Below are 26314 nucleotides of genomic sequence, written 5' to 3'. Positions count from 1 at the left end.
GTCAGGCCGGTCTATTAATACCGTTCCCTTTTTACAACAACTGAAATTCCCTGCCCAACACCGATACACATCGTCGCCAGACCGCGCTCTGCTCCGGTCTTTGTCATCTCATGAATCAACCCGGTGAGGATCTTGGCGCCGCTTGCACCGAGCGGGTGGCCGAAGGCGATTGCCCCTCCGTTCACGTTGACGCGTTTATGATCCAGGCCCAATTCCCGGATACAGGCCAGCGCCTGCGAGGCAAACGCTTCATTCAGCTCCACGAGATCGAGATCCTGAGGACGCAGCTTCGTTTTGGCCAGCACCTTTCGGGTCGCATCAATCGGGGCGACGCCCATCACCGCTGGTTCCACCCCGGCCGTCGCCGATGCCTGAAAGGAGGCGAGCGGCTGTAAGCCCAGGGATTCGGCACGCTCCCGGCTCATCAGAAGGAGAGCGGCAGCTCCGTCATTCACCCCGGAGGCATTGCCGGCGGTAATGGTCCCGTCCGGAAACAGCGGCGGCAGGCTGCTCAGTTTGGCCATCGTCGTATCCGGGCGCGGATGTTCATCCCGGCTGACTATCGTTTCTTTACCCTTTTTGTCCGTCCCTGTAACGGGAATGACTTCATCCTCCATTCTTCCTGATTCCACCGCCTGTCTGGCGCGCTGCTGGCTTTCAAACGCGAACGCGTCCTGGTCGTTTCGGGAGACATCATACTTCCGGGCTACATTCTCGCCGGTCTCCGGCATGGAAGCCGTCCCGTACGCTTCTTCCAGGGACGGGTTCGGAAAACGCCATCCGATCGTCGTGTCATACAGTTCCATGTTCCCTCTCGGGAACTCCTTTTCCGGCTTTTTCATGACATACGGGGCGCGCGTCATGCTTTCGGTGCCACCGGCAATGATGATATCTTCTTCCCCCGTCATAATCGCGCGGGCGGCCATGCTCACCGCATCGAGGCTGGACCCGCACAGGCGGTTGATCGTCGTCCCCGTCACCGTCTGCGGAAGACCGGCGAGAAGCAGGGACATGCGGGCGACATTCCGGTTCTCCTCGCCAGCGCCGTTGGCGTTGCCGAAGATCACATCCCCGACCGCTTCCGGGGGAAGGGCCGGATTGCGTTCCAGCAGGGCCCGGATAACGACGGCGCCGAGGTCGTCCGGACGGATATCTTTCAGCGCGCCCTTGTATCTTCCAATCGGTGTACGGAGCGCATCCACGATCACGACATCCTTCATCTAGGCTCCCCCCTCTTCCTGCAGGGCGTCATCAATGCGGTACGACGCAGTGGTTGTTTCTTCGATCTCCTGCAGGGTGGCACCGCCCTGCAGTTCGGTCAGCACATACCCCTCCCCGATCCAGCGGAACACCGCCCGGTCGGTGATAAGGATGTCCGCCCGGCGTGTGGAAGTGACCGGGTACGTGCAGGCCTCCACCAGTTTCGGAGAGCCGTCTTTGGCGGTATGGTTCGTCGTGATCATAATGGTCCGGGCGCCGGCAAGAAGATCCATCGCCCCGCCGACCCCGATAATATCCTTGCCGGGAACGGCCCAGTTGGCAACCTGGCCTGCGCTGTCCACCTGAAGGGCGCCGAGAATGGCGGTATCCACGTGGCCGCCCCGGATCATCGCAAACGAGTCCGCGCTGTGAAAATACGCCGCACCGACCGCTTCTCCGACGGGGAGCTTCCCGGCATTGACAAGCAACGGATCCACGTCTTCTTCGGCCACTGATGTTACGCCAAGCAGACCATTCTCGGTGTGAAGGTGATAACGTTCTTTATCCAGGTAGTCGGCCACCATCGTCGGAATGCCGATCCCCAGATTAATGATCGAGAACGGTTCCAGCTCCTGAGCGGCTCGCTCGGCAATACGTTCTTTATCTGTCACGATCCACCACTCCTTCCTTCGTTAAGACATAACGGCTTCTCACGAGCGCATCCACAAACAGATGCGGGGTGGCCACCGCTTCCGGATCGAGCGCTCCTTCTTCGACCACCTCATCGACTTCCGCCACCACGTAAGAAGCGGCGGAGGCCATCATCGGGTTAAAGTTGCGGGCCGTTTTGTAGTAGACCAGGTTTCCTTTCGTATCCGCTTTCTCCGCCCGGATGAAAGCGACATCGGCTTTCAGGGGCTTTTCCAGCAGGTACGTCTCGCCGTCGATCACCTTCGTTTCTTTACCTTCGGCAAGCTTCGTCCCGACCGCGGTTTTCGTATAGAATCCGCCGATACCGGCACCTCCGGCCCGTATCGCTTCAGCAAACGTCCCCTGCGGAAGAAGATCAAGGTCCAGTTTTCCGTCGTTATACCACCGCGCGACATCCCGGTTGCTCGTAAAATAGGAGCCGACCGCTTTTTTCAACTTGCCCTGCTGCAGCAAAAGCCCCAGACCTTTCCCTTCTTCGCCGACATTATTGCTGATGACGGTCAAGTCCGTCACTTCCCGTCTGGTCAGAGCCTCAATCAGGGTTAGCGGGCTTCCCACCAGCCCGAATCCACCCACCATCACCGTATCGCCGTTTTGAACCGCCGCGACAGCTTGATGGACATCGATATGCTTTGGTTGTTCCATCTTACTCCTCCTTTCCGGCGAGAAAATCCTGGACGGCTTGTAAGACGTCCGGCTGTTCATTAAAAACAAGTTCGTAGTGATTCACCGGCGTCAACACGGTCTGGATGGAAGGAACCGCCTCCCTCAGCGTATGGTACGTGCCCCGGTGAAAGAGAGACGGCCCGGTTCCCATCTTTCCTTCCGCGATCACGAGCAGCACCGGGCATGCTATGGCGGGCCCGACGGCTTCCGGATCAAACGCATAAAAACTGTCAAAATCCTTCAGGGTCTGGTCATAATCCGACCGGTGCTCCCAGTTTCCGCCCCGGTCCACCCCTTCATAGCGGGCGATCGTTTCCATCTCATCGTTCCAGAAGATCCCGAGTTTCTCATACAGCGCTTTCGTCTGCGCGGCATAATCATCCTCGGAGGCAAACGACGCGCGCAGGCGTTCGAGCGACGGAACGATCAGCTCCCGCTGCCGGCTTTCCGCCTCTCCTGCTCCGTCGAGCAGGATCAACGCCTCGACATCCGAGCGCTGCGCGGCGGCGAGCGCACAGACATAGGCGCCCATCGAATACCCCATCAGGATCGGCGCTTTTACGCCGAGGGTATCGATCAGATCGAGAAGATCATCGGCATGGGTAAAAATCGAGGAATCCGGCGGCGCGTCGTCACTCCGGCCCCGTCCGCGCATGTCGTAGCTGATCACCCGGTAGGTGCCGGCGAGCTTTCGTTGATAATACTGCATCTGTTGATGATGGCCGGTCAGCCCGTGGACGGCGATGATCGTTCCTCGTTCCCCGGGCGTATCGCAGAGATGCAGGCTTCGGCCCTTGGTGGTTGTGATGTGATGTTCCATGATCACCTGCTTCCTTTCTTTAGTCAACGGTATAAATGGAATAATTCACTTTGCCGGGAAGGCGGATGCCCCGGGAGACAAACAGGCGCCGGTTCAGCCAGTCATAGGCGGGAGAGGCCGTTTCAAAAACAGGGGCCGTACGGAAATAATAGGCCGACGGATCCACCTCCTCGTTACGGTCCAACTGCTCCAGGACGCTCTTCGGCCCGGTCCGTATGCCCCGGTACGTCATCATGATATAGGCATCATCATCGGTATGCAGCAGAATACGGACATCCTGAAGGATCGTGCCATCCTCCCGGACGGTGATCCAGTCGTCCCCGCCGGGGACCACCCCGGCGTTCACTTCTCCGCGCATCCGGCCCCCGGTCACCCGGATAATCCGACGCTCCCCGGCCGTCGTCCGGCCCGCTGCATGCGCCCCTTCCACGGTCAGTTCCATATCCGCCAGAAAGGTTAAGGATGGGGCTTCCAGATGGTCCATGCGTGTCACGTCTCCTTTCGTCGGTATGTTTCCACTTTTGCTTCATCAAGCTCGACGCCGAGGCCGGGCTGATCCGGCACCCGCATGCATCCGTTTTCGACAGCTAACGGATCTCTCACCAGGTCATCGGCCAGCCAGTCCGGCCCGAACAATTCACTGCCGTAATCCAGGTTCGGGATCGAGCCGTAGGCGTGCAGCGCCGCCGCGGTGCCGATCGAACTTTCCAGCGAGGTGCCTCCGAAACAGGAAAGATGGGCAGCTTCGGCGATCCCGGCGATTTTGACCGTGTTTTTCAGCCCCCCGGATTTGTGGATTTTCAGCGAAAAGATATCCGCTGCTCCCGCCTGCACGATCCGCATCGCGTCCTGGGGAGACTGCAGGCTCTCATCCGCCATCACCGGCACCTTCTTCATTCCGGTCAGCGCCGCCATGCCGTCGATATCAGACGGCGGCAGGGGCTGTTCCAGAAAAGCGATGCCCGCTTGCTGGAACGCATCCATCCACCGCATCGTTGTCAGGCGGTCCCACGCGCCATTGGGATCAATACCGATCACTGCGTGGTTCCGGATGCCTTCCGCCACCGCCACGTTCCGGCGGGCGTCTTCGTCCGGCTGTTCTTTGCCGGCTTTCGTTTTAAACGCCGTATACCGGCCGGCCGAGATGAGTTCCACCGCCTCGGCCACGTCTTTTTCCACCGTGCCGGCGGCAAGCGCCCAGCGCACCGGGATCCGGGAGCGGCACCTGCCGCCGAGAAGCTGGTGGACAGGGACGTCATACAGGAGGCCGAGGGCATCATAAAGGGCCATCTCCACGGCTGCCTTGGCAAAGGCGTTGCCCCGCACCTTCCGGTGCACGAGCTGCATGCCGGCCTCCAGCTCCGCGGGATCCGCCCCCTCCAGCAGCGGCGCGATATAGGTGTCGATCACCAGCTTCATCGTTTCCACGCTTTCGCCGTTCCACCAGATCCCCGGCGTCGTTCCTTCCCCGATACCCGTAACGCCGCTAGTCAGCCTGATTCTCACCAGGACGAAGCTCTTGGCGGTCATGACCGCCTCGGAAAACTGATGCGGCCGTTTGATGGGAACATCGAGAAGTTCTGTCTGCACGTGTTTGATCGTTGGTCTTTGTTTCACAGCCAAACGCCTCCTGATCCGAGTGTCATGGAAAAAGAGGGGCACAGCCATGCCCCTGCCTGATTATTCCGGCCGCATTTCAAATGTCAGCGACGCTTCTTTGTGGCTGCCCTTGTCCTCGAGGGTGGTGATGAGTTCGTCCCGGACGCCTTCGGCGACATCATTGTCAAGCCACGGATCCCCTTCGAAAAAGACCTGGGTGATCAATGTTTCATGGCCTTCCGCTTCAAACATCAGGTGCAGGTGGGCCGGGCGCATGGAATGCTGGTCGAGGTATTCCAGAAATTCGCCGGTCGGCCCTTCGGTCGGGATCGAATACGGGATCGGCACGATCGTTTTCACCTGGAAATCCCCGTTTTCGTCCGTATAAAAATGCCCTCGCAGGTTGTACGGCGGCGCGTCGGAATCAAACGACGAATACTTGCGGCTGTTGTCGTTGTGCCAGATCTCCACCTTGGTATGGGCGAGCGGCTCTCCCTTCAGGTTCTGGAGGTGTCCCGTGAAATACAGCGTCTCTCCCGGTTCATCCGGCCGCATCGTATTCACGATGGGCTGGCCCGGTGGGTGTTCGAGTTTCGGGGACCCTTCGATGAAAAATGGTCCCAACAGCGACGGCTGCGTTCCCGGCATGTTCGTATACATCGCCTGGAGCACGTGGGTTTCCAGAAAGACATCAGCATACAACGGGAGTTCTCCGGCGCGGCCGAGGCGGTCCGCCCAGTTCACGAAGTTGGTGTACTCTTCGTGATTCAGGTTCGCTTCTTTTAAAAACGCTTTCATGTGTTTCAAAAATAAATCAAAGACTTCTTCGACACGCTCATTTTTCTTTGTATCCGCAGGCATATACATGCTCCTCTCTATTTATAATTGAGACGTGTAACGCACAAATCATCTAAAAACAGTCCATTTTTTCTCTGCCTATCAAGTCATGCACTTCTTTCCACTCTTTCTGGTTCTGGAGCTGTCGGATCCGGGTGGAAGAGATTCTCTCGCCTTTTTCGCAGGTAACCACGGGAAACTCCATCACATGAAAATACTCCGACAGAAGCTTCGCATCCCCCTGTTTACCTTTGCCAAACTGAAAATCCGGTCCGACCCTGATCTCTTCCGGCCGCAGAAAAGCCATTTCCTTAATAAATGCGGCAGGAGGCCTGGATGCATATTCTTTATCGAACACAGCTGCAATCGTATAATCGGCTCCCAGCTGCCGAATCAGTTCCACTTTCTCTTCCAGGCTTGTTAGAATGTCGCTTCCCTGAAACACGGACCTTGGTGGAGGATCAAACGTATACACCACAGAAGGAACATCCAGGCGTTCCGCCTGTTCCACTGTGCTTTTGATCAATTCCTGATGTCCACGGTGGAGACCGTCAAAAGCGCCGATGGAAACGACGGATGAAGAAAGGATCAGCTGGTTGTCTGTGTATACACGCATCATTCATTCCTCCTGCAGGTTTTTCAGCTTTTAGAAAAATAGGAAACATCGTCGGGATTCACCCAAGTGTCATTCAGCCATCCATCCAGATCATAATCAGCCATACACTGATCTGCCAGAGCCTCATAACTGTCTGCCTGACCGGAGTTCTGGGCCGCTGTCAGATTTTCCAGACGGATATTTTCGTGGTTTCCGGAATAGTTCCGTTCATACAATTCATGGCGTCCGCCGTACTCTGTTCCGACAATTTCCCACAACAGCTTCACGAGTTTAATTTTTTCCAGGGACGTAATTCCGTGCGAACCTCTGTACAATTTATCGATAATCGGCCGGAGTTCCGGGTTTTTAAAATCGGCCGCACTGGAAGGCTGAACAATTAAGTTACCAGCAACGACATTTTCGATGATTTCCTTGATTTTCGGCCACCCTTCCGACATAAACACACGGTAGGCCAGACCGTAATTCAAATTCGGAAGCGCCGTGCCGTTTCTGCCGGTATCCGGATTCATCGCCATCGAGTCACTGATGGACCAGAACATATTCTTCCATGCGAGTACTTCCCCGACATTGGCCTGCACGCCCCGGAATTGATCCGTTGCGTTTGTCTTTACTGCTTTTAGAAGAACCCCCGATACAAAGTCAAGTTTCACTGCCAGCCTGGTCACGCCATGAAACGTGAAACGATGCAGAAAGCCGCTTTCCGGGAAGAAATTATTGGCTTTCTCAACATCTCTGTAAATTAAAATGTTCTCCCATGGAATCAAGGCCCGTTCAAACACAAGAACAGAATCATTTTCATCAAAACGACTGCTCAGCGGATAATCGAATGGGGAGCCCATGACAGCAGCCTGCATTTCATACGACTGCCGGCAGATTAACTTGACACCCGGCGTATCCATCGGTGCCACAAAAACAAGAGCCATGTCTTCCGAACCGACCGGGACGGCTCCGTAATGGGCAACAAAGTTGTAATTAGTTAAAGCAGATCCAGTCGCCACCATTTTGGCTCCGCTGACGATAACCCCCTCATCCGTTTCTTCCTCCGCACGGACGAAGACGTCATTGACAGCTTCCATCGGTTTATCCCGGTCCACCGGTGGATTGATAATAGCATGGTTAAAGAACCAGTTTTTTTCCTGTGCTTCTTTGTACCAGAAAGCTGCGTTTTTTTCGTACGGAGCGTAATAATCCGGGTCGGCACCAAGGGTGGCAAGAAACGATGCTTTGTAATCAGGAGAACGTCCCATCTGCCCGTACGTGATTTTCGCCCATTCCGCGATGGCGTCGCGGTCCTTAATGAGATCCTGGGCACTTTCGGCGTACTGGAAAAATTTATGCGTATATCCGCCGTTGCCGGTGTCCGTCTCCCGCGTCAAAATATCTTTTGTCTGCTCCTCATGCAGGGCATCATATTGCCTTGCAATCGAGCGGGCCGCATTACGAAATGCGGGATGCGTCGTAACATCTTTTACTCTTTCTCCATTAATCCAGATCTCCCGGTTATCTTTTAAACTTTCCAGGTACTTCTTCCCTGTCAAAGGACGGCTTGTTTTCTGCTGTTGGATCATTTCATTCCCTCCTCCTTCTTCTTCGTTCCAATTTAAGCGCTTTCAATTGGTTACTTTCATTGTGTTATTTTTTTTGAATTATTTGAACTGCAAAAAAATATTAACTTAAAAGGGTTCTTCAGCAACTTTTGCGGGGAAGCAGCGGCAGGGAAAATACACAAAAAAACCTGCCTTTTATGGCAGGGAATATTATAAAGAATATAAATGGTCCTGATTTATTTTCATGGCAAAATGAATCTGGATCGCCAATTGACATTGAAACCGTCCGGTACCTGATTTGAGATCAAGATCACAGAGTGTTTCAATACGTTCCAGCCGGTATCGAAGCCCTGCAATCGAGAGGTGAAGGGTATCGGCTGTCTGCTGCAGGTTCCCATTATAATCCAAATACGATTTCAATGTCAGAAGCAGACTGCCCTGGCTGTTTTGATCATACTCCACCAGTCCTCCGATCGTTTTACGGTAAAAATCTATTAATTCCTGCTGGTCTGTCCCTTTAAGCAGCATCATAACAGGCTCGATGTCTTCAAAAAGGGAAGTCCGGCTTTCCCCTGTATTTGTTAATTCGGTAAATTCGCTGATAGAACAGGCATCCCTGTAGCTTTTCGTTAATTCATACAAACTTTCAGCTTTTCTTCCGACCCCGATATAAACATTCACAGCTCCGAAATGACTCTGCACCGAAGAAATAATATCCGAAGCCGCTTCTCTTCCATTCCGTGCATCGTCTTCAGACAATATTACCATGATATAGACTCCTTTAGAGAAAATATCTTTGGAAGGGTATAACGTATGCAGAAAACGGAGAACATGTTTTGTTTCATCTTCCGGTATTACTTTCAGAGCCAGCATCCGGTTCAGGGTATCCGGCTGAAAATTGAAAAGATGTGATCGTTTTTCAAACGCTTCTCTATCCACATTGTTCAGCATCTCTTCGAAAAACTGCTCTTTTTTCTTCCATAACGATTTAGTGATCTTCCATTGATGAAATAGCTGCATCGTAAATACACTGAGAGCCCGTTTAATAATCAGCTGATCTTTGTGCGTTAATTTTTCATGCCCAATGATCACCATCCGGGCTAAATTAACATTGTTTGCCTGAATCGGAAATGTCGTTATTTCGTTATTCTGCTCTTCCGAATACATATAGTTACCAGACCAGTTTTCATAAACAGACTTATCATCCTTGTTAAGGAAAGCGCTTTCAATAACCTGGTTATAATAATCAACGACAATGCTCTTCTTTAACGTTCGAGTGACGAAATCGATCGTTTCAGCAAATTCTTTATCTTCCAGAAACATGTTCGTCAGCTGATCCTGAATTTTATCTGATTCCATGATATTCTGGTTAATCTCATGGAGATCCTGATAGGCGCGGTCGAGTTCTGTTGCCAACGATTCCGTCCGGTAAAACCTCATATCCTTTTTATACTTTTCTTCCACATCAGCCATCGTTCTTCCGACAAAATAGCAGTAATCGTCTCCCTTGCCCACACAATGGTCTTCATAAACGATCACATCTTCACCGAACGTACTCGTCAGGTAGCCGCTGGCATAGCCTACCAGCATCCAGCAGACTTCATCTTCGGATATACCGTAATGATTGAGATGTTCCCCGGCTTCAAAGGAATGACGCCAGTACCCTGTAAAATAAAGTGACGATTCTTTTATTTCAATGGTGTCAGGCTCCACCGTCACTACACCTTCGAGTGTGTGCAGAGCAGGTCCGGCAAGCATCAGCTCTTCCAGTGTATCCCATTCTTCCATCGAAGCAATGGTTTCCCCGTCCCGTTTTCCCCACGCCCAGCCGTACCGCATTAAAAAACCTTTTGCTCTCTCTGCTCCCAGTGTATTGATTAAATCGCGGCGCAGAAGGCCAAGTGCTTCCACCGAAACCAGCGCCATCCGTTTATTGTTAAACATAATCATGCCGGTGCGCGGATTAATATCTATCAGGGTGTCAAATAACATGTGGTGTGCCTTCACAGAACCTCCCCTTTTCCGGTATGATCTGCTTACAGATTAAGATGAGGCAGCAGCTACTTCCGAAAAGCTTCCGCAGAAATACAGAAGAGGTCTGGCGCTGTTATACTGGAAATGTTTCACCTCTCCCAGATACAGCACATGATCTCCTCCATCGTATGCCGCCCAGGGGCTGCACTCAATATAGGCCATGGAATCCTTGATCCGGTAACCGAGACCCCCTTTTTCCCACTCAAAAGGCTGCGGATCCTGCGTCTTTCCTGCAAAATGAACGGCTGTCATCTTTTGCTCTTCCGATAAAACATTTACGATAAAATTATTGTTTTCCAATACCTCCAGTGCATTCGTATGACGGTCAACAGACACCAGCACAATCATCGGATCCAGGGATACAGATGTAAACGAATTGACAGTAAAACCATGCGTTCCCGTCACCGTCTCACTTGTTATGACGGTGACACCGGTTGCAAAATGCCCCATGCAGTGTCTGAAATCTTTCGGATCCATGACGATCCCTCCCTTTCCTTTTACGATAGGATTCGTATTTGTTGAAATTGTAACAATATTACGTCAATACGAATACCGCAAAAAAAAGTAGACTGTGCCTTCATTACCTGCATAAAGATATAGAGAACCCGGGGAAAGACTGCCATCTTCCTCCCCCGGGATGAAGGTTCATCGGTTATCTATATTTTCCGGATACATATCGTGATACAGCAGTCTTGTTTCTGCCATTTTCTCATATTTTGTACCGGGACTGCCGTAATTCGCGTACGGGTCAATAGAAATGCCGCCGCGAGGTGTGAATTTGCCGAGTACTTCCAGGTAGCGGGGGTTCATCAGTTCGACCAGATCATTAACGATCGTATTGATGGCATCTTCGTGAAAACCACCGTGGTTTCGGAAACTGAAGAGATATAATTTCAGGGATTTGCTTTCCACCATCTTTACATCAGGGATGTAGCTGATATACAGCGCCGCAAAATCCGGCTGGCCGGTTTTCGGGCACAGGGTGGTGAATTCCGGGCAGTTGAATTTGACAAAATAGTCCCTGTTCTGGTGGCTGTTTTCAAAGGTCTCGAGCAGCGAAGGTTCATACTCAAAGGTATAGGCTGTCTCTTCCTGCCCGAGGTGAGAAAGGTTCTGGATATCACTTCGGTCCTGCATGTTTTGTTTATACCCCCTGTTTATTTCCCCACAGCAGCGTGTGCAGCTGCGGCAGTACTTTCACATTATTCAAACGTGCCGATTGCAGCACCTGTTCCACCAGCCACTCATAATGGTGCAGGAGGTGGGACAGGAGCCATTCCGTATTGACGGCATCAAGTTCATCATTTCCCGTCTGCAGAAACATCTCTACATCCGGGTAGCGTTCATGAACGTCGGCAGCATAGGAAAGGTCTTTTTCATCGAAAATGACTACTTTCAGGCTCAGCTTTTTCCCTGGACGTTCCTGCAGACGCCGAATATACTCATCAAGCTGCCCCCAGTCCGTGTCCATTCCGGAACTCGGCGGCTTTGGAGATACCGTCACGTCATCAATCGCTGTCATCCATTCCTTCCAGAAACTTCCCTGGGTCTCGACAGCCGTTTTTATACCCTTTTCCTGCAGCAGGCTTACCACGTTCCCGAGACCTTCGTGCAGCGCCGGGTTTCCCCCGGAAATGGTGACATGGCTGAACACTGCGCCGCCCTTCTCTTCCAATCTGTCGACGATTTCCCGGGCTTCAAGCAGTTCCGGCTTCTGTGAACCATCCCATGTAAACGCGGAATCACACCAGGAACAGCGGTAGTCACAGCCAGCGGTGCGGAGAAACATGGTCTTCTGTCCAATGACCATCCCTTCTCCCTGGATAGTTGGACCAAATATTTCCAGTACGGGAACTTTCTTCACCATGTGAAGTCCCCCTCCTTCGCCCGGTACACCACATAGCTTGTCGGTGTTTCCCGGACAATGACCTGAAGGCAGCGGGGCTGGTTGACCCGCGTGTCCAGCTCCTTCTGAATACTCTGCCAGATCGTGCGCGCTACAACTTCTGTCGTAGGAAACGTTTCAGGATCACTGCCGGACTCATCAGCAAACGCCTCATCTTCATTTAACAGCGAATGATCAAAGCGGTCATGTACGAGTTCTTTTATCATTTTGAAGTCAACCAAAAACCCGGTATCATCCAGTCTGTCCCCCGCAATAGTGACATTAATAACGTACGTGTGACCGTGCATATTGGCGCATTTCCCGGCAGCAGCGTCCGGAATGAAATGAGCGGCAGACAGCTGCATATCCTTATTCAGCTCATAACGAAAGTCGTGAGGCACCTGCGGGTAAAATTGATGCATCATTCGAGTTCCCGTTCCTTTTCCTTCATATATTGTTCATAGCCGGCCCGGCGGAGCTTACAGGCCGGGCATTCTCCGCAGCCGCTGCCGCGGATGCCGTGATAACAGGTGAGAGTTTTTTCTTTTATATAGGAAAGCCTGCCCAGCTTGTCAGCCAGTTCCCAGGTTTCTTTTTTATCCAGCCACATAAGCGGTGTATGAAGAACAAACTCCTTGCCCACTGCCAGGTTCAGGGACACATTCAATGATTTCACAAACACATCCCGGCAGTCCGGATAACCGCTGTAATCCGTTTCACACACACCGGTTACCACATGTTTCGCCCCTTTCTGCGAAGCAAGAATGGAGGCAAAAGAAAAAAACAGCAGATTCCGTCCTTCCACAAAAGTGGAAGGCAGATCTCCATCTTCCCCTTCTGCCACTTCCACCTCATCCCGCGTTAACGCATTAGGAGCCAGCTGGTTTAAAAGACTCATATCCAGCACATGGTGCTCTACGTCAAGTTCTGCAGCAATATCTTTGGCTGCCTGTATTTCATCGTTGTGGCGCTGGCCGTAGTCAAACGTTACTGCTGTCACTTCATGAAACTGTTCCAGCGCCCAGAACAGGCATGTGGTACTGTCCTGGCCACCGCTGAATACGACCACCGCCTTTTCTTCTGCGAAGCTCACATTCAATCCCTCTTTCTATCTATACCCATACCGGGTGCCATTCATCAAATAATTTGTAACGTTCCGATTATAACATTTTCACGCAACCCCGGCTCCTTGTATGCACGCCGGCGCACGAAGACAGCGGTCCGGCTTGTTATAAAAGCCGGACCGCTGGACGATCAAGCTTCCCTTCCCCAAGGGAATTCCTTTATTGTTTTCGGGATGGAAAAATAGTATCCCTGAAAGTAATAACAATCCATCGCCAGCAGTTCCCGGGCCTGCGCTTCTTCTTCAATCCCTTCGGCCACCACCTTCATATTCAGGTTATCTGCTGCATGAATAATGGTTTTAACAATCGCGGCATTGGCCTGTTTTTCATTCATATCTTCAATGAAGGAGCGGTCGATTTTGAGGGTATCAACCGGAAGTTCTTTCAACTGGCTCAGCGAACTGTAGCCCGTCCCAAAATCGTCAAGACTGAGACGGAAACCGGCATCTTTCAGACGGCGCAGCACCGGCAGCATCCGTTCCGGCTGTATCATGGTTCGTTCCGTGATTTCCAGTTCCAGCTGCTGCGGGGCGATGTCGTAAGCCTGGACAATGTTACAGAGCTTTTCGGTGAACTCCGGATAGTCCAGCTGCCTGCTCGACAGGTTAACCGCTGCGGTCCAGTCCTGGTGACGATTCAGAACAGGACCGGCCTCCCTGCATACCTCCTGAAGCACCCACCAGCCCAGCTGCTCAATCAGGCCGTTTTCTTCAGCGATCGGTATAAAGGTCGACGGAGGGATCAGCCCGTAAATGGGATGCCTCCACCGCAGAAGCGCCTCCATTCCTTTTGTTGCTCCTTCGCTTCCGTAAACAAACGGCTGGTACATCACAAATAATTCCCGGCGCTCGATAGCATGATGCAGGTCATTTTCCATTTCGTATATTTTCCGCGCTTCCTTTTCAATGCCGGGCCGGTAAAAATCATACTGTCTGCTGGTACGTTCTGCATGGGAAAAGGCAATATCAGCCTGCTGCAGCAGGGTCGTTCCTTTTTTCGTCCCCTGCTCATCCAGGGCAATGCCGGCTGTAAAAGAAAGAAAAATGTCACGGCCTTTTATGTTAATCGGCTGTTCAAACACCCGTATCAAAGTATTTATAACCTGCTCTGCCTCGTCTTTTTGCCGCAGAAGCAGCAATAGAAATTCATGGTTCGTTTTTTGGGCGAGTGCTTCCTGTGACCCGATAACAGACTGAATCCTGCCTGCTGCTGCAGCTGCTGCGCTGTTTTCCATCTCTATTCCCATCGTTTCGTTAATACGGCGGAAATGGTGAAAAGATAAAGAGATAACCACCCGATTTTGGTTCGTGTGCATTTCCCAAAGATATCTTAAGAAGAAATCTTCATTCGGAAGCTGTGTTCGTTTATCGTAATACGAAAGTTCATAAATATTATGAACCGCTTCCTGATAGGCGCTGATATCCTTCACTGCTGCAATAATAACTTGTTTGTCCGCCAGCACAGCCTTAGTCGTCTGTACTTTGACCGGCAGAACCCGGCCGGACTGGTCTTTTATTTCCCAGTCAAAGGTGAGTTGATCATGCTCCTGTATACGGCGCTGCTGTGTGCAGGCACTCTCTTTCCAGGCTTCACTGGAGAGATCCTGCAGCGAAAGGCGGCGCTCTTTCCCTTTCTCCCCGAGCCATTCCGAAGCCTTTCTGTTCCAATCATAGAAATGAAGCGGATCATGCTCCGCCGGCAGTGGCGCAATAAACAGGAAATCATTCACGTTGTCAAAAACAGCTTTATACATGAGGTCTGCTTTTTCAGCCTTTTCCTGATGCAGCCTGTTGTTGACCGCCCATTTTTCCATAGCGGCATAGAGCAGTACACTGGTCACCCCGACAAAAAGAAATCCTTTCAAGGTCTGCAGCAGCGGTTCTGCATCAGCCGGCAGAAGCTGGTCGGATAACAGAATCCACAGCATTCCCGCCATTAGATAAATACCTGTTACGGCCAATGTTTTCCTTCTCATCGTATGCTCCTCTCTGCTGAAACAGCAGGTTCGTCTCACTACTTATTTCGGATGCATCACGAAGTTGATGAAGGAAATATCTTCTTTATTTATAAAAATGAGGAGATCATATGGAATCTTTATCTAGATACACCTGGCTTCCGACCGCCTTTTTCTGGCCCTGATATTTCCCGTCATACGGAGAAGAAGCTTCTTTGTCCATAAAAGCAAAGACGAGCTGGGCGATCCGGCGCTCGGCTTTCAAACGGATCGGAAGGCGGTTCGCATTATATAATTCGAGAGTGATTTCTCCTTCAAATCCCGGATCCACCCATCCGGCATTCTGTATAAACAGGCCCATCCTCCCGATAGAGCTCCGACCTTCCACAAACGCTGTGACATGGTGCGGCAGGCGGATATACTCTTTCGTCGTGGCCAGCAGAAAAGAATGAGGCGGAATAATAACCTCTTCACTTTCAAACTCCACATATTTTGCCGGCTCATCCAGTGCAATCGATTCAATCGCATTCTCATCTATTTTCAGAAAATGGGTTCCCAGCCGGATATCCACCGAAGCCGGCTGGATCTGGTGATCGTCCACCGGTTCGATCTGCAGGGTATCCTGCTTCATCATCTGCTTTATTGTCTGATCTGATAAAATCACCCGTAAGCCCCCTGTTCACGTATCGTTCTTCCATGTACCAGTATAACGATTCCGGCGGGGAAACGCCATCCGCTTCTTTTATATTCTTTCTATTTCCCTGAGCTTCCATCCGACAGGTTCCCGCAGCCGGTTCCGGATCGTCGCCGCATGAAGACCGGCAAGCAGCACAATACCAGTGTTCATACCGATGATAATGCCGTCCATCTGAAGCACGGGCATCGACCCGAGAAGATACATGAGAAGAAAGGATATAAAGGTGGACCAGATCGAGTGCAGAAAAGCATCCGTTACAAGACCAAGCCCAATAAGAAACGCCTGCATCGGGATAACAAAAAAATGAAAGAAAAAATAGGGAGTAAGGAGCTGCAGATACCCTGCGGCGGGGGATTCTTCGAAAAACAGGGATGTCAGTTCATCAGCAAAGAAGTAGAACAGCAGGACCGCCGGCATCCCGTACAGTAGAGTGAAACCTCCCATGCGCTGCAGCAGCTTTTCCAGATAGGTGATTCTTTTTTTGGCATACGCTTCCGATACCGCCGGAATGAGAACAAGCAGCAGAGAGTGGGCAATAAACGCCGGAAAAAAACCTATGGTAAACGCGACACCTGCCAGTTTTCCGTATTGAACCACAGCCGTCTCTGCACCTACGCCCGCCTGTATCAGTGCTGTCTTTATCAGGAAAGGTTTCACCGCAAACGCAGCAGCATGAAAGACGCGGAGTCCCGTTGCCGGCAGTGACACCGAAAGAAGCAGACGCAGGACAGAGGATTTTGTCAACGAACGCTGCGGATGTTGTTTCATTTTTTTCATGCTGGAAAGACAGGCCGGCACCAGATAGATAAAAACAGCAAGCTCGGATCCGATCAGCGTAACCAGGCTGAGCAGAATGGCGGTGTCTGTTTCAAAATGAAAGAAATGGAATACAGTCACGAGCAGAACAAGCTGAATGATCCGTCTCAGCACATTCGCTGCTGCAATCCGTCCCATATACCGCGCACCCATAAAGTACCCCCGTGCTACGGAGGAAAGAGAAATAATCGGAACAAGCAGCAGCAGAAGATACGGAAGGCGTTCATGATAACTGTTGAAAACCGGAAGTAGTGGAAAAACGAGCACACCGGCAGCCAGACAGACCATCGTAAATCCAGCAGCAAAATAAAAAGCGTGCTGGAGCAGGCTGCGGTGATAAACAGCATCTTTTTCCGCTGCCGCTTTGGAAAGCGAAACCGGCAGTTCCAGTCCGGCAATGACTGCTAAAAACATAACTGCCGGCAGAATGGACATGTAAAGCCCGAGACCGGTCTCTCCCAGTTCCCTTGCCAGCACCATATTAATGACAAATTCCAGGCATTCTCCAAGCATGGCGGCAGCAAGCAGCAGCCATATGTTTTTCCATAGTACGGCAGGCATGACAGGCTCTCCTTTTTCCCGGTTCCGTCTATCCTATGAGACAAGCCGGAAAAAAAGAACACCTGCAGCAAAAAGGAGCCGCCCTCAAAAGGACAGCTCCAGTTCCGTCTTCATTTATTTTGTATGAAAGTCGAGTTCCAGTTCGTATCCCTGTTCAGAGATACTCTTTCCATGTTTATACTCACCAATCAACGCATTATAATGTGCCGTCAGTTCCTGAAACAGTTCCGGGTCCTTGGCATCCAGTGCCTCATCAATCATGCACTGCAGACGTTCTTTATTAAAATGATAGACGGCATATTCCATCATCATCTGGGCATATAAAGACTGGAGCACTTGTCTTGACGGCCTTTTCCCATGCTTGGCGGATTTCACTTTTTTCATAAAATGCTGTTCATGCGTAGGATGTAACATATTCGCGGAACCCCCTATCTTTTCACCGGCCCGGCCGGCGGCTCGACTGCTGTTCCTGTTTTTTAAACCACATACATACGCCTGATTCCATGTTGTATTTTTTTATGTTCTTATCGATAAGATACCCGCCTGTCGTTGTCCTCAAACGTTTTGTATGCGTTTTCCTATAGTATAACGCATCCCCCCTTTCTTTTAAAAGAACGGAATTCCAGGAAAAATGAAAAAATCATTCTTCCTCTATTTCTCCTCCTTCGAGGCATTCAGCCAAAAGAATCACTTGCAGGATGGGACACGAATCCGCTACAATAAAAAAGGAACAAACGTTCGATATTCAAGGAGGAGCTGTCATGCAGATATCGGAAGAAGAACACGTAATGATTCATTATTATATTCTGCTTCCTCTTGTCAAAAAAGTACTGGAAAAGGACAGAGATTTGTTCGAAAACGGAGCATTCAAAGTGAAGGACCCGTATCTGGCTGTCATACAGGGCGCACTGAATCTGCTGCATGAGGATATGCGCTCCATTAAAAAGTATATGCATCAACGCCGCATGAGCGTCCACTTTGAACAAAATGACGGTATGTTTTCGCGCTACTCTTATGTCTGCCGGGGATTTGAAGGATCCAGCAGCTACCTGAACGCCAATTTAAAACGGCAGACCCGCCGCTGCATGGATGTTTATTTTGCAAAACAGTCTCCGCTTCATTCGGATTCTGTCCTTCATGACTGAATGGCTTCCATCCAGGATTGACAAACGCCGGGTGCACAGAGTACATTACAATTATCTTTAATGCATCAAGGTCGTTCCATATGCCCCGGGTAACAGCAGCAACGGAACGGAGAAGGAGACAGGGACTGTGAAAAAACAATTTGCCGTTATCGGGTTAGGGAGATTCGGCGTCAGCGTAAGTACAGAACTGCACAAGCTCGGCCATGAAGTGCTGGCGATCGACAGCAATGAAACCAAAGTAAATGAGATGATCAACGATTCCACGCACAGTTCCGTCGCGGACGGAACCGACGAAAAAGCGATGCGCGCCCTCGGTATTACTAATTTTGACCACGTCATCGTCGCGATCGGTGACAACATCCAGGCCAGTATTCTATGCACCCTGCTGCTGAAAGAAATGGGCATCGAATCTGTCTGGGTCAAAGCCCAGAACTATTACCACCACAAAGTGCTCGATAAAATCGGCGCAGATAAAATCATTCACCCGGAACATGATATGGGCAACCGGATTGCGCAGCATCTTGTATCGGAAAAAGTCATCGACTATATCGAACTCTCCGATGATTTTTCCATCGTGGAGATCGCAGCGCCGACATTCATGAGTCAAAAATCCCTTATTGACCTTGACATCCGTGCCAAATTTGGAGTCACTATTTTAGGGATAAAGCGCGGAAAACAGTTCAATATTTCCCCGCGCGCCGAAGACCAGATTTTCGAAAATGACATTCTCATTGTAATCGGTCATAAAAATGACCTGAAGCGCTTTGAAGAAAACACTTAAGAATCACGGCAGAAAGACCCGGAACCGCAAGGAAGCGGAGCCGGGCCTTTTCTTAATAGGCGGACGTGTTGGTCGCTTTCTGAAAACCGATATTGTGTTGAACCTTTCATAGACAATCCCGGCGGCAGAGGTTTCAGCATACCGTAAAACATCGCTGCCGCCGGCGGGAATAAATAACAGCTGCTTCCATCGCTTCCACTTTGCCACAGCACATTCAAACCGGTTATGGGGGGAGGGGATGTTTATCAGTTTTCCAGATCCGCTGCAGGACCGAAAAATTCAAAATGCATCCGCTCTTCCGCAATGCCGAGATCTTCCTTCAGGATTTGGTTCACAGCCTGGAGAAATGGAATGGGACCGCAGAAATAATAGTCCGCCTCTTCATTTGGAAGTATGGAACAAAGCCAATCTGCGTCCAGACGTCCTTCTTTCTGAACATAAGGATCCCTGCTGTCGTCCTCCGTCCACGTATCGTAACAGACATGGTATGATACATGATCGTGCTCATCCGCAGTTTTTGATGTACCCTTGTGCATGGCATGCAGGGAACGGGAGCGTGCTGTCTGGATAAAAGTGACAGGCCGGGTTCTCTCTGCAACGAGCGTTTGAAACATGCTCATTAACGGGGTCAGTCCGACACCGCCGCTGATAAGAACAACCGGCCGTGTTCCTTCTTGAAGCTGAAAATCACCGGCGGGAGCTGTCAGCTCTATCGTATCTCCCTCCTCTACCTGACGGTGCAGAAAGGTCGACACTTTCCCATCCGGAAACGCATCCGTACCATCTTCACGCTTCACACTGATGCGGAAATAATCCTGACCAGGTGCATCAGACATGGAATACTGCCGCAGATGCAGATACTCCTCTCCAGGAATGTCGGCTTTAACGGTAACATACTGACCTGGATAAAACATTGGCAGGCCACCCCCGTCCACCGGCTTTAAATAAAGGGATGTAATAACATCGCTTTCCCTGACTTTCTGTGCCACCGTGAAGGGCCGGAAACCGTCCCAGCCGCCTGACTGGGCTGCTGCCTGCTGGTACATATCCTCTTCCACCGAAATAAACACATCGGCGATGGCGTTATAGGCTTCTTCCCATGCCGCGAGGATGTCTTCGTCAGCTGTTTCTCCCAATACTTCCTTCATGGCTGCCAGCAGGTTTTCCCCCACAATTGGATAGTGTTCCGGTTTCACCTGCAGGCTCCGGTGTTTATGTGCAATTTCCCGCACCACCGGCAGAATGGTTTCGAGCTGATCAATATTTTCTGCAGCAGCGAGGACGGTATTAGCCAGTGCTTCCGGCTGTCTTCCGCTTTCCTGGTTCGTCTGATTGAAAATGTGAAGAAGTTCCGGATGCTTTTCAAACATTCTCTTGTAAAAATGGGCGGTGATTTCCGCTCCTCTTTCTCGCAGCACAGGAGCTGTCGCTTTCACGGTTTCCAGGGTACGTTCATTCAGCAGAGTGTTTTGTTGTGCCATTATTATTCCTCCTTTAAATATGCATATATAATACATATTTAATTCTAGCACAGGAACGAAACAGATGATGTGGCGATTCTTCGAAAATGTGATATGATGAATAAACAACATGAGACATGGGAGCGTTTTTCATGCAGCTTACATCCTATACCGATTATTCTCTGCGTATGCTGATATATCTAGCGGCGGTGGATCATCCGACTTTATCAAGCATTAAGCAGATATCAACCGCCTACCATATATCCTATAACCATCTGACCAAGGTAGGTCATGAACTGTCAAAACTGGGATTAATAGAAACGGTGAAAGGAAGAAACGGGGGCATCCGGCTCGCAAAAAATCCGGAAGATATCAATATCGGCTGGGTGGTGCGGCGCACCGAAGACAATCTGGATCTGGTGGAGTGTTTTGACCCGGAAAACAGCATGTGTGTCCTTACCGGCAGCTGCCGGCTGCAAAGCATTCTTCATGAAGCCCTTCAGGCCTATCTGCAGGTGCTGGACCGCTATACGCTGCGGGATATAACCGCCAATCCGGACACACTGAAAGAACTGCTGTTATCTTAAAAAGCAGGACGGTTTAACCGTCCTGCTTTCGTTTTGAGGGATAAGAAAGGGTGTGAATGCTGGATCGTCCGTCACCAGCAGAGTTAATCTCGAGCAGGTCCGGAGACGATGTGCTGCTGCAGGAAACATGAAAAGCCAGTGTTTCTGCGGTGCGGGAAAGTGCTTCAGGATCTGTTTCAAACAAATACAGTTTTAAACGGTCTGTCTGTTTTACCACAGGAACCGTCATTTTCTCTTCCGGGCGGCGGGAAAGCCGGTGCTGCATCCAGCCGCTCAAGGTTCCGGATTCTCTCTCGAGCTTTGGAAGAAGATGACCTGATATGTGTATGAGCCACAAATAATAAGACGTTTCATATTCGAAATACTCCAGCGGTATCCGGGAAAACCATGTGGCTTTAAACCATTCAATCAAACGGGAATATGTTCGTTCTTCCGGGAGACAGTGCAACACCTGCGCCGTAACATCACTTACAACATCCTGAACCGCGTGTTTCCACGGATCTACCATGGAAACATGCATAGGCAGAAAGGAATCCTGACGAAAATGATACTCGGATGGCTCTTCCAATTCCCTTCCCCCCTTTACGTTGCTTCGTTAACCTTATTGTACGAAACCCCTTTACCACTTGTAAATGCGTTTTTCAAATTCCGCATGAAAACCAGGGAAGATTATTTTCCATCACATGTATTGCAGGAGCGAGGTCGCTACCATAAAGTAGATCATCAGGCTGATCACATCACTCAGGGTTGTAATAAAAGGGCCTGATGCAATCGCGGGATCCATTTTTAACTTATTGATGATCATTGGAACGGTTGTCCCGATCACACTCGCGGCACCAAGCGAAATCATGATGGATACCCCTACAATGACCCCTAAAAAGAAATCACTGTAAAACAAGCCGAGAAGTACGATAATAACGACAGCACAGGCGGCTCCGATAAAAAAGCCGGTAAGAAATTCACGTGCAATGGTCTTCCAGAATCCACGCTTTTCCATCGTTCCTGTAGCAAGAGCCCGCACCGCTACCGCCAGTGACTGTGTACCTGTATTGCCGGCTGATCCCATGACCATCGGAATAAAGGCAGCAAGCAGGACGACTGTTTCCAGCGTTTCCTCAAAGATACTGATGACTTCCGCCGTTCCCAGACCGAAAAACATCAGCAGAACGATCCACGGCATCCTCCGTCTGGCGGCTTGAAACGGAGTGAGGGTCACATCCGCTCCGCGCGATGCAGTAATCTCACCGAGATCTTCCGCAGCCTCTTCTTCAAGGACATCAATCACATCATCGACTGTAACGATTCCAACCAGCATATGATGCTCCGTAACAACAGGAGCTGCCAGAAAATCATATTTCTGAATCAACTGCGCCACTTCTTCCTGATCCGTTTTGACGTGCACCGATACGACCCGGCTGCTCATAATGGATTCAATCGTTCGGTCGGAATATGACGTAATGACATCCCGGATCGACATCACTCCGGCCAGCTTTCCCGTTTCATCTACTACATACAGATAGTAGATCGTTTCGGCATCCGGACCTTTTTCACGGAGCAGTTCAATCACTTCGTCGACGGTGTCGGAAGCATTGATCGAAATGAACTCCTTGGTCATGATCGATCCGGCCGTTCCTTCTTCATACGTCAGAAGTTCACGGACATCGTCAGCATCTTCACGATCCATGGCCAGTAATATATCACCGGCCTGTTCTTCATCCAATTCACTGAAAAAATCGGCAACATCATCGGCATACATGCTGTTAAACATGTCTGCGGAATAATGGTCATTCAGTTCGAGAGCTATCTGTTTCTGGTTGTCGGTTTCCAGCCCCTCGAAGATTTCAGCAAATTCCTCCGGACTCAAACATTCATACACACGTTTTCGTTCCGGCTTTTCCAGGCTTAGAAACACATCCGTCTGATCAGCGGGATGAAGTTCCAGGAATAACCTTCTGAACGTTTCGATGTCCTCCATGATGACAGCTTTCATAATCTGTTCCATATATGTTTCTCTGGTTTCTTCGTTTAATTTTACCAACATTCATCCCTCCCGCAGCAGAGGTTTCATTTATCCGGTATCTGCTGCGTATACGCTGCAGAAAATCCCTCAGGTTAAAAACCCGTTATATCTGATATACGTGTTACAATATAACGCCGGACACAAATGACTGTCAATTACCAGATAGATGATATTTATTATTTTCGGGTTCATCCTGTTTTGCGTTTCTTCGTAAGAGATCGAGCATAAAGGAAGAGAAAAGCACAACCATTTTTCCCTGTGCCGTATAAAGACACGTTACTCTAACATCCACGACTTTTCTCTCCTTTGCTCTTTGTTTTTGCCTCCATTTAACTTTATTGTAAGCAATCGGTACGTTTCTGAACAGAACAATCTGAACACAGCAATACTTTCTGCCTGCGCTATTTTTTCTTTATGATTCATGATATATTTTATGGAAAAGGTCGTAAAAGGAGTTCCCGTTCTTCATGTGGAAACCAGCCCTCATTATCTTTATAACCGTTTTGCTTACCATTATTACTGCCGGAGCCGGTTACTCCTATTATCTCTATCAACAAGCCGGCAGCCATGTGCAGGAAATGAATGAAAATTATCAGGAAGATGTCGGTCCCCTGCAGTCATCCGGCAGTCTGCGCGGAACAGTTTCCTTCCTGATTCTTGGGATCGGAAACCGTCCGGAAGAGACAGGTCTTGCGGATGCTGTCGTTGGGGCATCCATTAACCCTGAGGACGAATCTGTCCTGCTTTTTAATATTCCAAGGGATACGAAAGTGGATATACCTGGGCACGGGCGGGAGAAAATCAACCACGCCTATGCTTACGGCGGAGCCGGCCTTCTCAAACAAACAGCGGAGAACAAGCTGGATTATTCATTTGACTTTGTGATTGAAGCGGATATGCAGGGGTTTTCTGAAATCGTGGATCAGCTTGGCGGGGTGGAAGTGGAAAACGCCTTCGCTTTTTCCCAGGATAATGTTGATCACAGCAGGACCTACCATTTTGAAAAAGGCCCGCTTTCGTTGAACGGGGAAGAAGCACTGCAATATGTACGGATGCGTAAAAACGATCCAAGGGGAGATCTCGGCCGAAACGAAAGGCAGCGCCAGGTGCTGACCGCCCTTTTGAAAGATTCCATGTCCCTTCAGCACCTCCCGGACAGTGCCGAAATCCTGCAGATTCTCGAAAACCACGTAAAGACTAATATCACCATGGACGAACTCCGCACGTTATTCACCCGGTACCGTTCCTCTTTTGAGTATATTCAGACATTTGAATTGGAAGGGGAGAATCAAAGAGAAGACGGGATCAGTTATTATAAAGTCCCCGCAGAGGAATGGAAAAAGGCGGAACTACGTCTGGAACATCATCAATAAACTGCCGGAAGGAGCTACTCCCCTCCCGGTATCCCGGTTTTTATTTTCTTTTTCATCAAATAGGTTAGAACGGCATTATAAACGGCGTGGGCAGTAAAAGGAGCCCATAATGCTTCCGTTATTAAAAACAGGAGGCCAAGCACCGCGCCCATCATAAAGACCACTGTATGGATGACCGGATTCCCTTTATACTGCGGGATATGAAGAGCCATAAACAGAAGGGAAATCAAGATCAATGCGGTCGTGTCTCCTGTATAACGGGCTGTGATGCCGAGCAGGGCGCCCCGGAAAAGAAATTCTTCGGCAGCCCCTGCTCCCACAGCAATCGTGAACAGTCCGTACTTTTTGCCGGCCAGTTTCTGAATCAGCCGCATGTAGGTATTTTCCGGAAGTTTGATCAACGAAGCGTAATAAAGGCTGAGAACAAGGAGCGCAAATAACAATCCCGCCCCCGCTCCCACTGCGGCTTGCCGGATTATTTGATCCGTGCTCCAAAGACGCTGCAGATATCCCGGGGCAGCCGATCCGTAAAAAAACACAATCAACAATACTGCGGCTGCACCTAAAAACGCAAAACTTTTCCAGACAGCCTGAAGCGGCAGATCGTCCGGTATTTCTGTCGGCTCGTTCACATGGACCGCTCCTATTCTATAACAATAATCGCAAATGATAATTAAGAGTTTTCGTTCCGATGGAGGTATAATTTCTCCATATTTCCCATAAGCCTGCTTCTTTTTCGGCTGTCTCTTTCTTTGGAAAAGCAGCTGCGCTATCTTTCTTTTTCATACCGGACTTTGGACGCTCTACCGTCAATTCACCGGTCAACATGACATCCCCGGTTTCGTCCACTGCTCTCCACTGTCCATCACTGCCGGCCTTCACTTCCGTATCCATTCCATTTTCTGCAAGATAGGATTTTTCTTCAGATGTAATAAAGACTTGCTGATCCGGTGCCTGAAAACGCGTCCCCTCCGGTATCGTTTTCTGTTCAAAGGAATCAAACCCGTAATCAAGCAGCTCCTCCGTATCTTCATAGGCGGTCCGGCTTCTGTCCGCTTTCATGACTACCGCAATCAATTCCCGGCCCTGCCGTTTGGCCGAAGTCACAAGCGTATGTCCCGCTTCGGAGACATAACCATTTTTGACTCCGGTGGCACCGTCATATTCCCACAAAAGCTGGTGGTGATTACGCAATTCGGTTTCCCAGCCTTCTCCTTCCCACTTAAGCGTTTTTGTCGATACGATGTCCCGGAAATCTTCATTCTGCATAGCATACCTGGTAATCCGTGCCATATCTTCCGCCGTAGAATAATGATCTTTTTCAAACAGCCCGTGCGGATTCGTAAAGGACGTGTTTTTTATGCCAGTCTGTTCCGATAAATACTCCGTCATCTGCTTTGAGAATGCTTCTACCGAACCACCCAGATGTTCCGCTGCTGCTGTTCCGGCATCATTGCCGGAATTAATAAGCATGCCCTGCACCAGCTGTTTAAGCGGCATTTGTTCCCCTTCAAGCAGATAGACAGACGTTCCCTCCGTTTCTGAAGCACGTTTGCTGACAGTAACTTCCTCTTCGATATCTCCCTGTTCAAGCGCCGTGATACCGGTCGCAATCTTCGTAGTGGAGGCCGGATACATTCTCTTTGATCCATCTTTTTCAAATAACACCTGGCCGGTAGCTGCATCCATCAACACTGCTGTTTCACTTTCCGGCTCCGGCGCGCTTTCTTTCTTTGTTTCTGCATAGGTGCTTTCTGCAATAGACATCAGCAGGATGGTCCATGCTGCTGTAATGATAATCAGGACACGCGAACAATGTGTAATAAGAAAGACGCTCCTTTCCTCCGGCCGGTTTCTTTTCCCCATTCTCAATTTATTCTA

The 26314-nt window shown here is 50.1% G+C and carries 28 protein-coding genes; 4 read left to right on the top strand and 24 right to left on the bottom strand.

The annotated features are described in order from the left end of the window. Positions 1–14: 14 nt before the first annotated feature. The 19 genes from ACW9JV_RS06585 to ACW9JV_RS06495 all read right to left on the bottom strand — a co-directional run bounded on the left by ACW9JV_RS06585 (position 15) and on the right by ACW9JV_RS06495 (position 17481). Entirely contained in the window at positions 15–1220 is a 1206-nt protein-coding gene (locus tag ACW9JV_RS06585; protein ID WP_457332554.1) for an acetyl-CoA C-acyltransferase, read from the bottom strand. Continuing rightward, the gene (locus ACW9JV_RS06580; RefSeq protein ID WP_457332553.1) at positions 1221–1871 is read right to left on the bottom strand and encodes a 3-oxoacid CoA-transferase subunit B; all 651 of its coding nucleotides are present in this window, start codon (positions 1869–1871) and stop codon (positions 1221–1223) included. Further along, positions 1861–2556, bottom strand: a complete 696-nt coding sequence (locus ACW9JV_RS06575; protein ID WP_457332551.1) for a CoA transferase subunit A — start codon at positions 2554–2556, stop codon at positions 1861–1863. Before ACW9JV_RS06575 ends, ACW9JV_RS06580 begins: the two co-directional genes overlap by 11 nt. A gap of 1 nt (position 2557) precedes the next feature. Further along, positions 2558–3397 carry an alpha/beta fold hydrolase gene (locus ACW9JV_RS06570; RefSeq protein ID WP_457332549.1) on the bottom strand — a complete coding sequence of 280 codons (840 nt, stop codon included), beginning with the start codon at positions 3395–3397 and terminating at the stop codon, positions 2558–2560. A gap of 19 nt (positions 3398–3416) precedes the next feature. Beyond that, the gene (locus ACW9JV_RS06565; RefSeq protein WP_457332547.1) at positions 3417–3881 is read right to left on the bottom strand and encodes a DUF3237 domain-containing protein; all 465 of its coding nucleotides are present in this window, start codon (positions 3879–3881) and stop codon (positions 3417–3419) included. A 5-nt stretch (positions 3882–3886) separates the two neighbouring features. After that, positions 3887–5065, bottom strand: coding sequence for a muconate/chloromuconate family cycloisomerase (locus tag ACW9JV_RS06560; protein ID WP_457332545.1), 1179 nt, complete (start codon positions 5063–5065; stop codon positions 3887–3889). A 12-nt stretch (positions 5066–5077) separates the two neighbouring features. Continuing rightward, a complete protein-coding gene (locus tag ACW9JV_RS06555; protein ID WP_457332543.1) occupies positions 5078–5857 on the bottom strand; it encodes a dioxygenase family protein in 780 nt (259 codons plus the stop codon). Between the two features lie 49 nt (positions 5858–5906). Continuing rightward, positions 5907–6452: an FAD synthetase gene (locus tag ACW9JV_RS06550; protein WP_457332541.1), complete on the bottom strand. Its 546-nt coding sequence runs from the start codon at positions 6450–6452 to the stop codon at positions 5907–5909. A 20-nt stretch (positions 6453–6472) separates the two neighbouring features. Then, complete coding sequence (locus tag ACW9JV_RS06545) at positions 6473–8017, bottom strand: 4-hydroxyphenylacetate 3-hydroxylase N-terminal domain-containing protein (protein WP_457332539.1); 1545 nt, start codon at positions 8015–8017, stop codon at positions 6473–6475. Positions 8018–8206: 189 nt separating this feature from the next. Further along, positions 8207–10003: a XylR N-terminal domain-containing protein gene (locus ACW9JV_RS06540; RefSeq protein WP_457332537.1), complete on the bottom strand. Its 1797-nt coding sequence runs from the start codon at positions 10001–10003 to the stop codon at positions 8207–8209. Positions 10004–10039: 36 nt separating this feature from the next. Further along, positions 10040–10507 carry a flavin reductase family protein gene (locus ACW9JV_RS06535; protein ID WP_457332535.1) on the bottom strand — a complete coding sequence of 156 codons (468 nt, stop codon included), beginning with the start codon at positions 10505–10507 and terminating at the stop codon, positions 10040–10042. Between the two features lie 168 nt (positions 10508–10675). Further along, positions 10676–11167, bottom strand: a complete 492-nt coding sequence (gene queF, locus ACW9JV_RS06530; RefSeq protein WP_457332533.1) for a preQ(1) synthase — start codon at positions 11165–11167, stop codon at positions 10676–10678. 7 nt (positions 11168–11174) lie between these two features. Next, a complete protein-coding gene (queE, locus tag ACW9JV_RS06525; protein ID WP_457332531.1) occupies positions 11175–11897 on the bottom strand; it encodes a 7-carboxy-7-deazaguanine synthase QueE in 723 nt (240 codons plus the stop codon). Continuing rightward, positions 11891–12340, bottom strand: coding sequence for a 6-carboxytetrahydropterin synthase QueD (gene queD, locus ACW9JV_RS06520; protein ID WP_457332529.1), 450 nt, complete (start codon positions 12338–12340; stop codon positions 11891–11893). The genes queE and queD overlap by 7 nt, the downstream gene beginning before the upstream one ends. Then, positions 12337–13008, bottom strand: a complete 672-nt coding sequence (gene queC, locus ACW9JV_RS06515; protein WP_457332527.1) for a 7-cyano-7-deazaguanine synthase QueC — start codon at positions 13006–13008, stop codon at positions 12337–12339. The genes queD and queC overlap by 4 nt, the downstream gene beginning before the upstream one ends. 161 nt (positions 13009–13169) lie before the next feature. Then, positions 13170–15014, bottom strand: a complete 1845-nt coding sequence (locus tag ACW9JV_RS06510; protein ID WP_457332525.1) for a putative bifunctional diguanylate cyclase/phosphodiesterase — start codon at positions 15012–15014, stop codon at positions 13170–13172. Positions 15015–15120: 106 nt separating this feature from the next. Next, positions 15121–15657, bottom strand: a complete 537-nt coding sequence (dcd, locus tag ACW9JV_RS06505) for a dCTP deaminase (RefSeq protein ID WP_457332523.1) — start codon at positions 15655–15657, stop codon at positions 15121–15123. Between the two features lie 78 nt (positions 15658–15735). Then, entirely contained in the window at positions 15736–17067 is a 1332-nt protein-coding gene (locus tag ACW9JV_RS06500) for an oligosaccharide flippase family protein (protein WP_457332521.1), read from the bottom strand. A 114-nt stretch (positions 17068–17181) separates the two neighbouring features. Then, positions 17182–17481, bottom strand: coding sequence for an IDEAL domain-containing protein (locus ACW9JV_RS06495; protein ID WP_457332519.1), 300 nt, complete (start codon positions 17479–17481; stop codon positions 17182–17184). A 347-nt stretch (positions 17482–17828) separates the two neighbouring features. On the opposite strand from ACW9JV_RS06495, the gene ACW9JV_RS06490 reads away from it, so the two are divergent. After that, on the top strand, positions 17829–18212 hold the full coding sequence (locus ACW9JV_RS06490) for a hypothetical protein (protein ID WP_457332517.1): 384 nt from the start codon (positions 17829–17831) through the stop codon (positions 18210–18212). 127 nt (positions 18213–18339) lie between these two features. Further along, positions 18340–18993 (top strand): potassium channel family protein, encoded by a 654-nt coding sequence (locus tag ACW9JV_RS06485; protein ID WP_457332515.1) that lies wholly within the window; start codon positions 18340–18342, stop codon positions 18991–18993. Between the two features lie 245 nt (positions 18994–19238). Here the strand turns inward: ACW9JV_RS06485 and hmpA are convergent, their stop codons facing one another. Then, a complete protein-coding gene (gene hmpA / locus ACW9JV_RS06480; RefSeq protein WP_457334617.1) occupies positions 19239–20456 on the bottom strand; it encodes an NO-inducible flavohemoprotein in 1218 nt (405 codons plus the stop codon). 149 nt (positions 20457–20605) lie between these two features. Between hmpA and ACW9JV_RS06475 the strand changes: the two genes are divergently transcribed. Further along, positions 20606–21040 carry an RrF2 family transcriptional regulator gene (locus ACW9JV_RS06475; RefSeq protein WP_457332513.1) on the top strand — a complete coding sequence of 145 codons (435 nt, stop codon included), beginning with the start codon at positions 20606–20608 and terminating at the stop codon, positions 21038–21040. Between the two features lie 13 nt (positions 21041–21053). On the opposite strand, the gene ACW9JV_RS06470 is transcribed toward ACW9JV_RS06475, so the two are convergent. Continuing rightward, on the bottom strand, positions 21054–21608 hold the full coding sequence (locus ACW9JV_RS06470; RefSeq protein ID WP_457332511.1) for a hypothetical protein: 555 nt from the start codon (positions 21606–21608) through the stop codon (positions 21054–21056). A gap of 111 nt (positions 21609–21719) precedes the next feature. After that, a complete protein-coding gene (mgtE, locus tag ACW9JV_RS06465) occupies positions 21720–23081 on the bottom strand; it encodes a magnesium transporter (RefSeq protein ID WP_457332509.1) in 1362 nt (453 codons plus the stop codon). Between the two features lie 446 nt (positions 23082–23527). Here mgtE and ACW9JV_RS06460 point away from each other — a divergent pair, with 446 nt between their 5' ends. Next, positions 23528–24433, top strand: coding sequence for an LCP family glycopolymer transferase (locus ACW9JV_RS06460; protein ID WP_457332507.1), 906 nt, complete (start codon positions 23528–23530; stop codon positions 24431–24433). 14 nt (positions 24434–24447) lie between these two features. On the opposite strand, the gene ACW9JV_RS06455 is transcribed toward ACW9JV_RS06460, so the two are convergent. Then, a complete protein-coding gene (locus ACW9JV_RS06455) occupies positions 24448–25065 on the bottom strand; it encodes a CPBP family intramembrane glutamic endopeptidase (RefSeq protein WP_457332505.1) in 618 nt (205 codons plus the stop codon). A gap of 16 nt (positions 25066–25081) precedes the next feature. Continuing rightward, a complete protein-coding gene (locus tag ACW9JV_RS06450; RefSeq protein WP_457332503.1) occupies positions 25082–26299 on the bottom strand; it encodes a D-alanyl-D-alanine carboxypeptidase family protein in 1218 nt (405 codons plus the stop codon). Positions 26300–26314: the final 15 nt, after the last annotated feature.

The sequence above is a fragment of the Salibacterium sp. K-3 genome, assembly GCF_054052005.1.
This window is presented reverse-complemented; position numbering and strand designations above follow the sequence as displayed.

What these genes read in the sequence shown, in the direction of transcription:
- queF (WP_457332533.1), bottom strand. Translation starts at nt 11,167, where the DNA reads ATGCAGGACCGAAGTGATATCCAGAACCTTTCTCACCTCGGGCAGGAA.
- queE (WP_457332531.1), bottom strand. Translation starts at nt 11,897, where the DNA reads ATGGTGAAGAAAGTTCCCGTACTGGAAATATTTGGTCCAACTATCCAG.
- ACW9JV_RS06450 (WP_457332503.1), bottom strand. Translation starts at nt 26,299, where the DNA reads ATGGGGAAAAGAAACCGGCCGGAGGAAAGGAGCGTCTTTCTTATTACA.
- ACW9JV_RS06585 (WP_457332554.1), bottom strand. Translation starts at nt 1,220, where the DNA reads ATGAAGGATGTCGTGATCGTGGATGCGCTCCGTACACCGATTGGAAGA.
- mgtE (WP_457332509.1), bottom strand. Translation starts at nt 23,081, where the DNA reads ATGTTGGTAAAATTAAACGAAGAAACCAGAGAAACATATATGGAACAG.
- queD (WP_457332529.1), bottom strand. Translation starts at nt 12,340, where the DNA reads ATGATGCATCAATTTTACCCGCAGGTGCCTCACGACTTTCGTTATGAG.
- ACW9JV_RS06560 (WP_457332545.1), bottom strand. Translation starts at nt 5,065, where the DNA reads ATGGCTGTGCCCCTCTTTTTCCATGACACTCGGATCAGGAGGCGTTTG.
- ACW9JV_RS06475 (WP_457332513.1), top strand. Translation starts at nt 20,606, where the DNA reads ATGCAGCTTACATCCTATACCGATTATTCTCTGCGTATGCTGATATAT.
- ACW9JV_RS06490 (WP_457332517.1), top strand. Translation starts at nt 17,829, where the DNA reads ATGCAGATATCGGAAGAAGAACACGTAATGATTCATTATTATATTCTG.
- ACW9JV_RS06565 (WP_457332547.1), bottom strand. Translation starts at nt 3,881, where the DNA reads ATGGACCATCTGGAAGCCCCATCCTTAACCTTTCTGGCGGATATGGAA.
- ACW9JV_RS06570 (WP_457332549.1), bottom strand. Translation starts at nt 3,397, where the DNA reads ATGGAACATCACATCACAACCACCAAGGGCCGAAGCCTGCATCTCTGC.
- ACW9JV_RS06575 (WP_457332551.1), bottom strand. Translation starts at nt 2,556, where the DNA reads ATGGAACAACCAAAGCATATCGATGTCCATCAAGCTGTCGCGGCGGTT.
- ACW9JV_RS06495 (WP_457332519.1), bottom strand. Translation starts at nt 17,481, where the DNA reads ATGTTACATCCTACGCATGAACAGCATTTTATGAAAAAAGTGAAATCC.
- ACW9JV_RS06510 (WP_457332525.1), bottom strand. Translation starts at nt 15,014, where the DNA reads ATGAGAAGGAAAACATTGGCCGTAACAGGTATTTATCTAATGGCGGGA.
- ACW9JV_RS06555 (WP_457332543.1), bottom strand. Translation starts at nt 5,857, where the DNA reads ATGCCTGCGGATACAAAGAAAAATGAGCGTGTCGAAGAAGTCTTTGAT.
- ACW9JV_RS06550 (WP_457332541.1), bottom strand. Translation starts at nt 6,452, where the DNA reads ATGATGCGTGTATACACAGACAACCAGCTGATCCTTTCTTCATCCGTC.
- ACW9JV_RS06460 (WP_457332507.1), top strand. Translation starts at nt 23,528, where the DNA reads ATGTGGAAACCAGCCCTCATTATCTTTATAACCGTTTTGCTTACCATT.
- ACW9JV_RS06535 (WP_457332535.1), bottom strand. Translation starts at nt 10,507, where the DNA reads ATGGATCCGAAAGATTTCAGACACTGCATGGGGCATTTTGCAACCGGT.
- ACW9JV_RS06500 (WP_457332521.1), bottom strand. Translation starts at nt 17,067, where the DNA reads ATGCCTGCCGTACTATGGAAAAACATATGGCTGCTGCTTGCTGCCGCC.
- ACW9JV_RS06545 (WP_457332539.1), bottom strand. Translation starts at nt 8,017, where the DNA reads ATGATCCAACAGCAGAAAACAAGCCGTCCTTTGACAGGGAAGAAGTAC.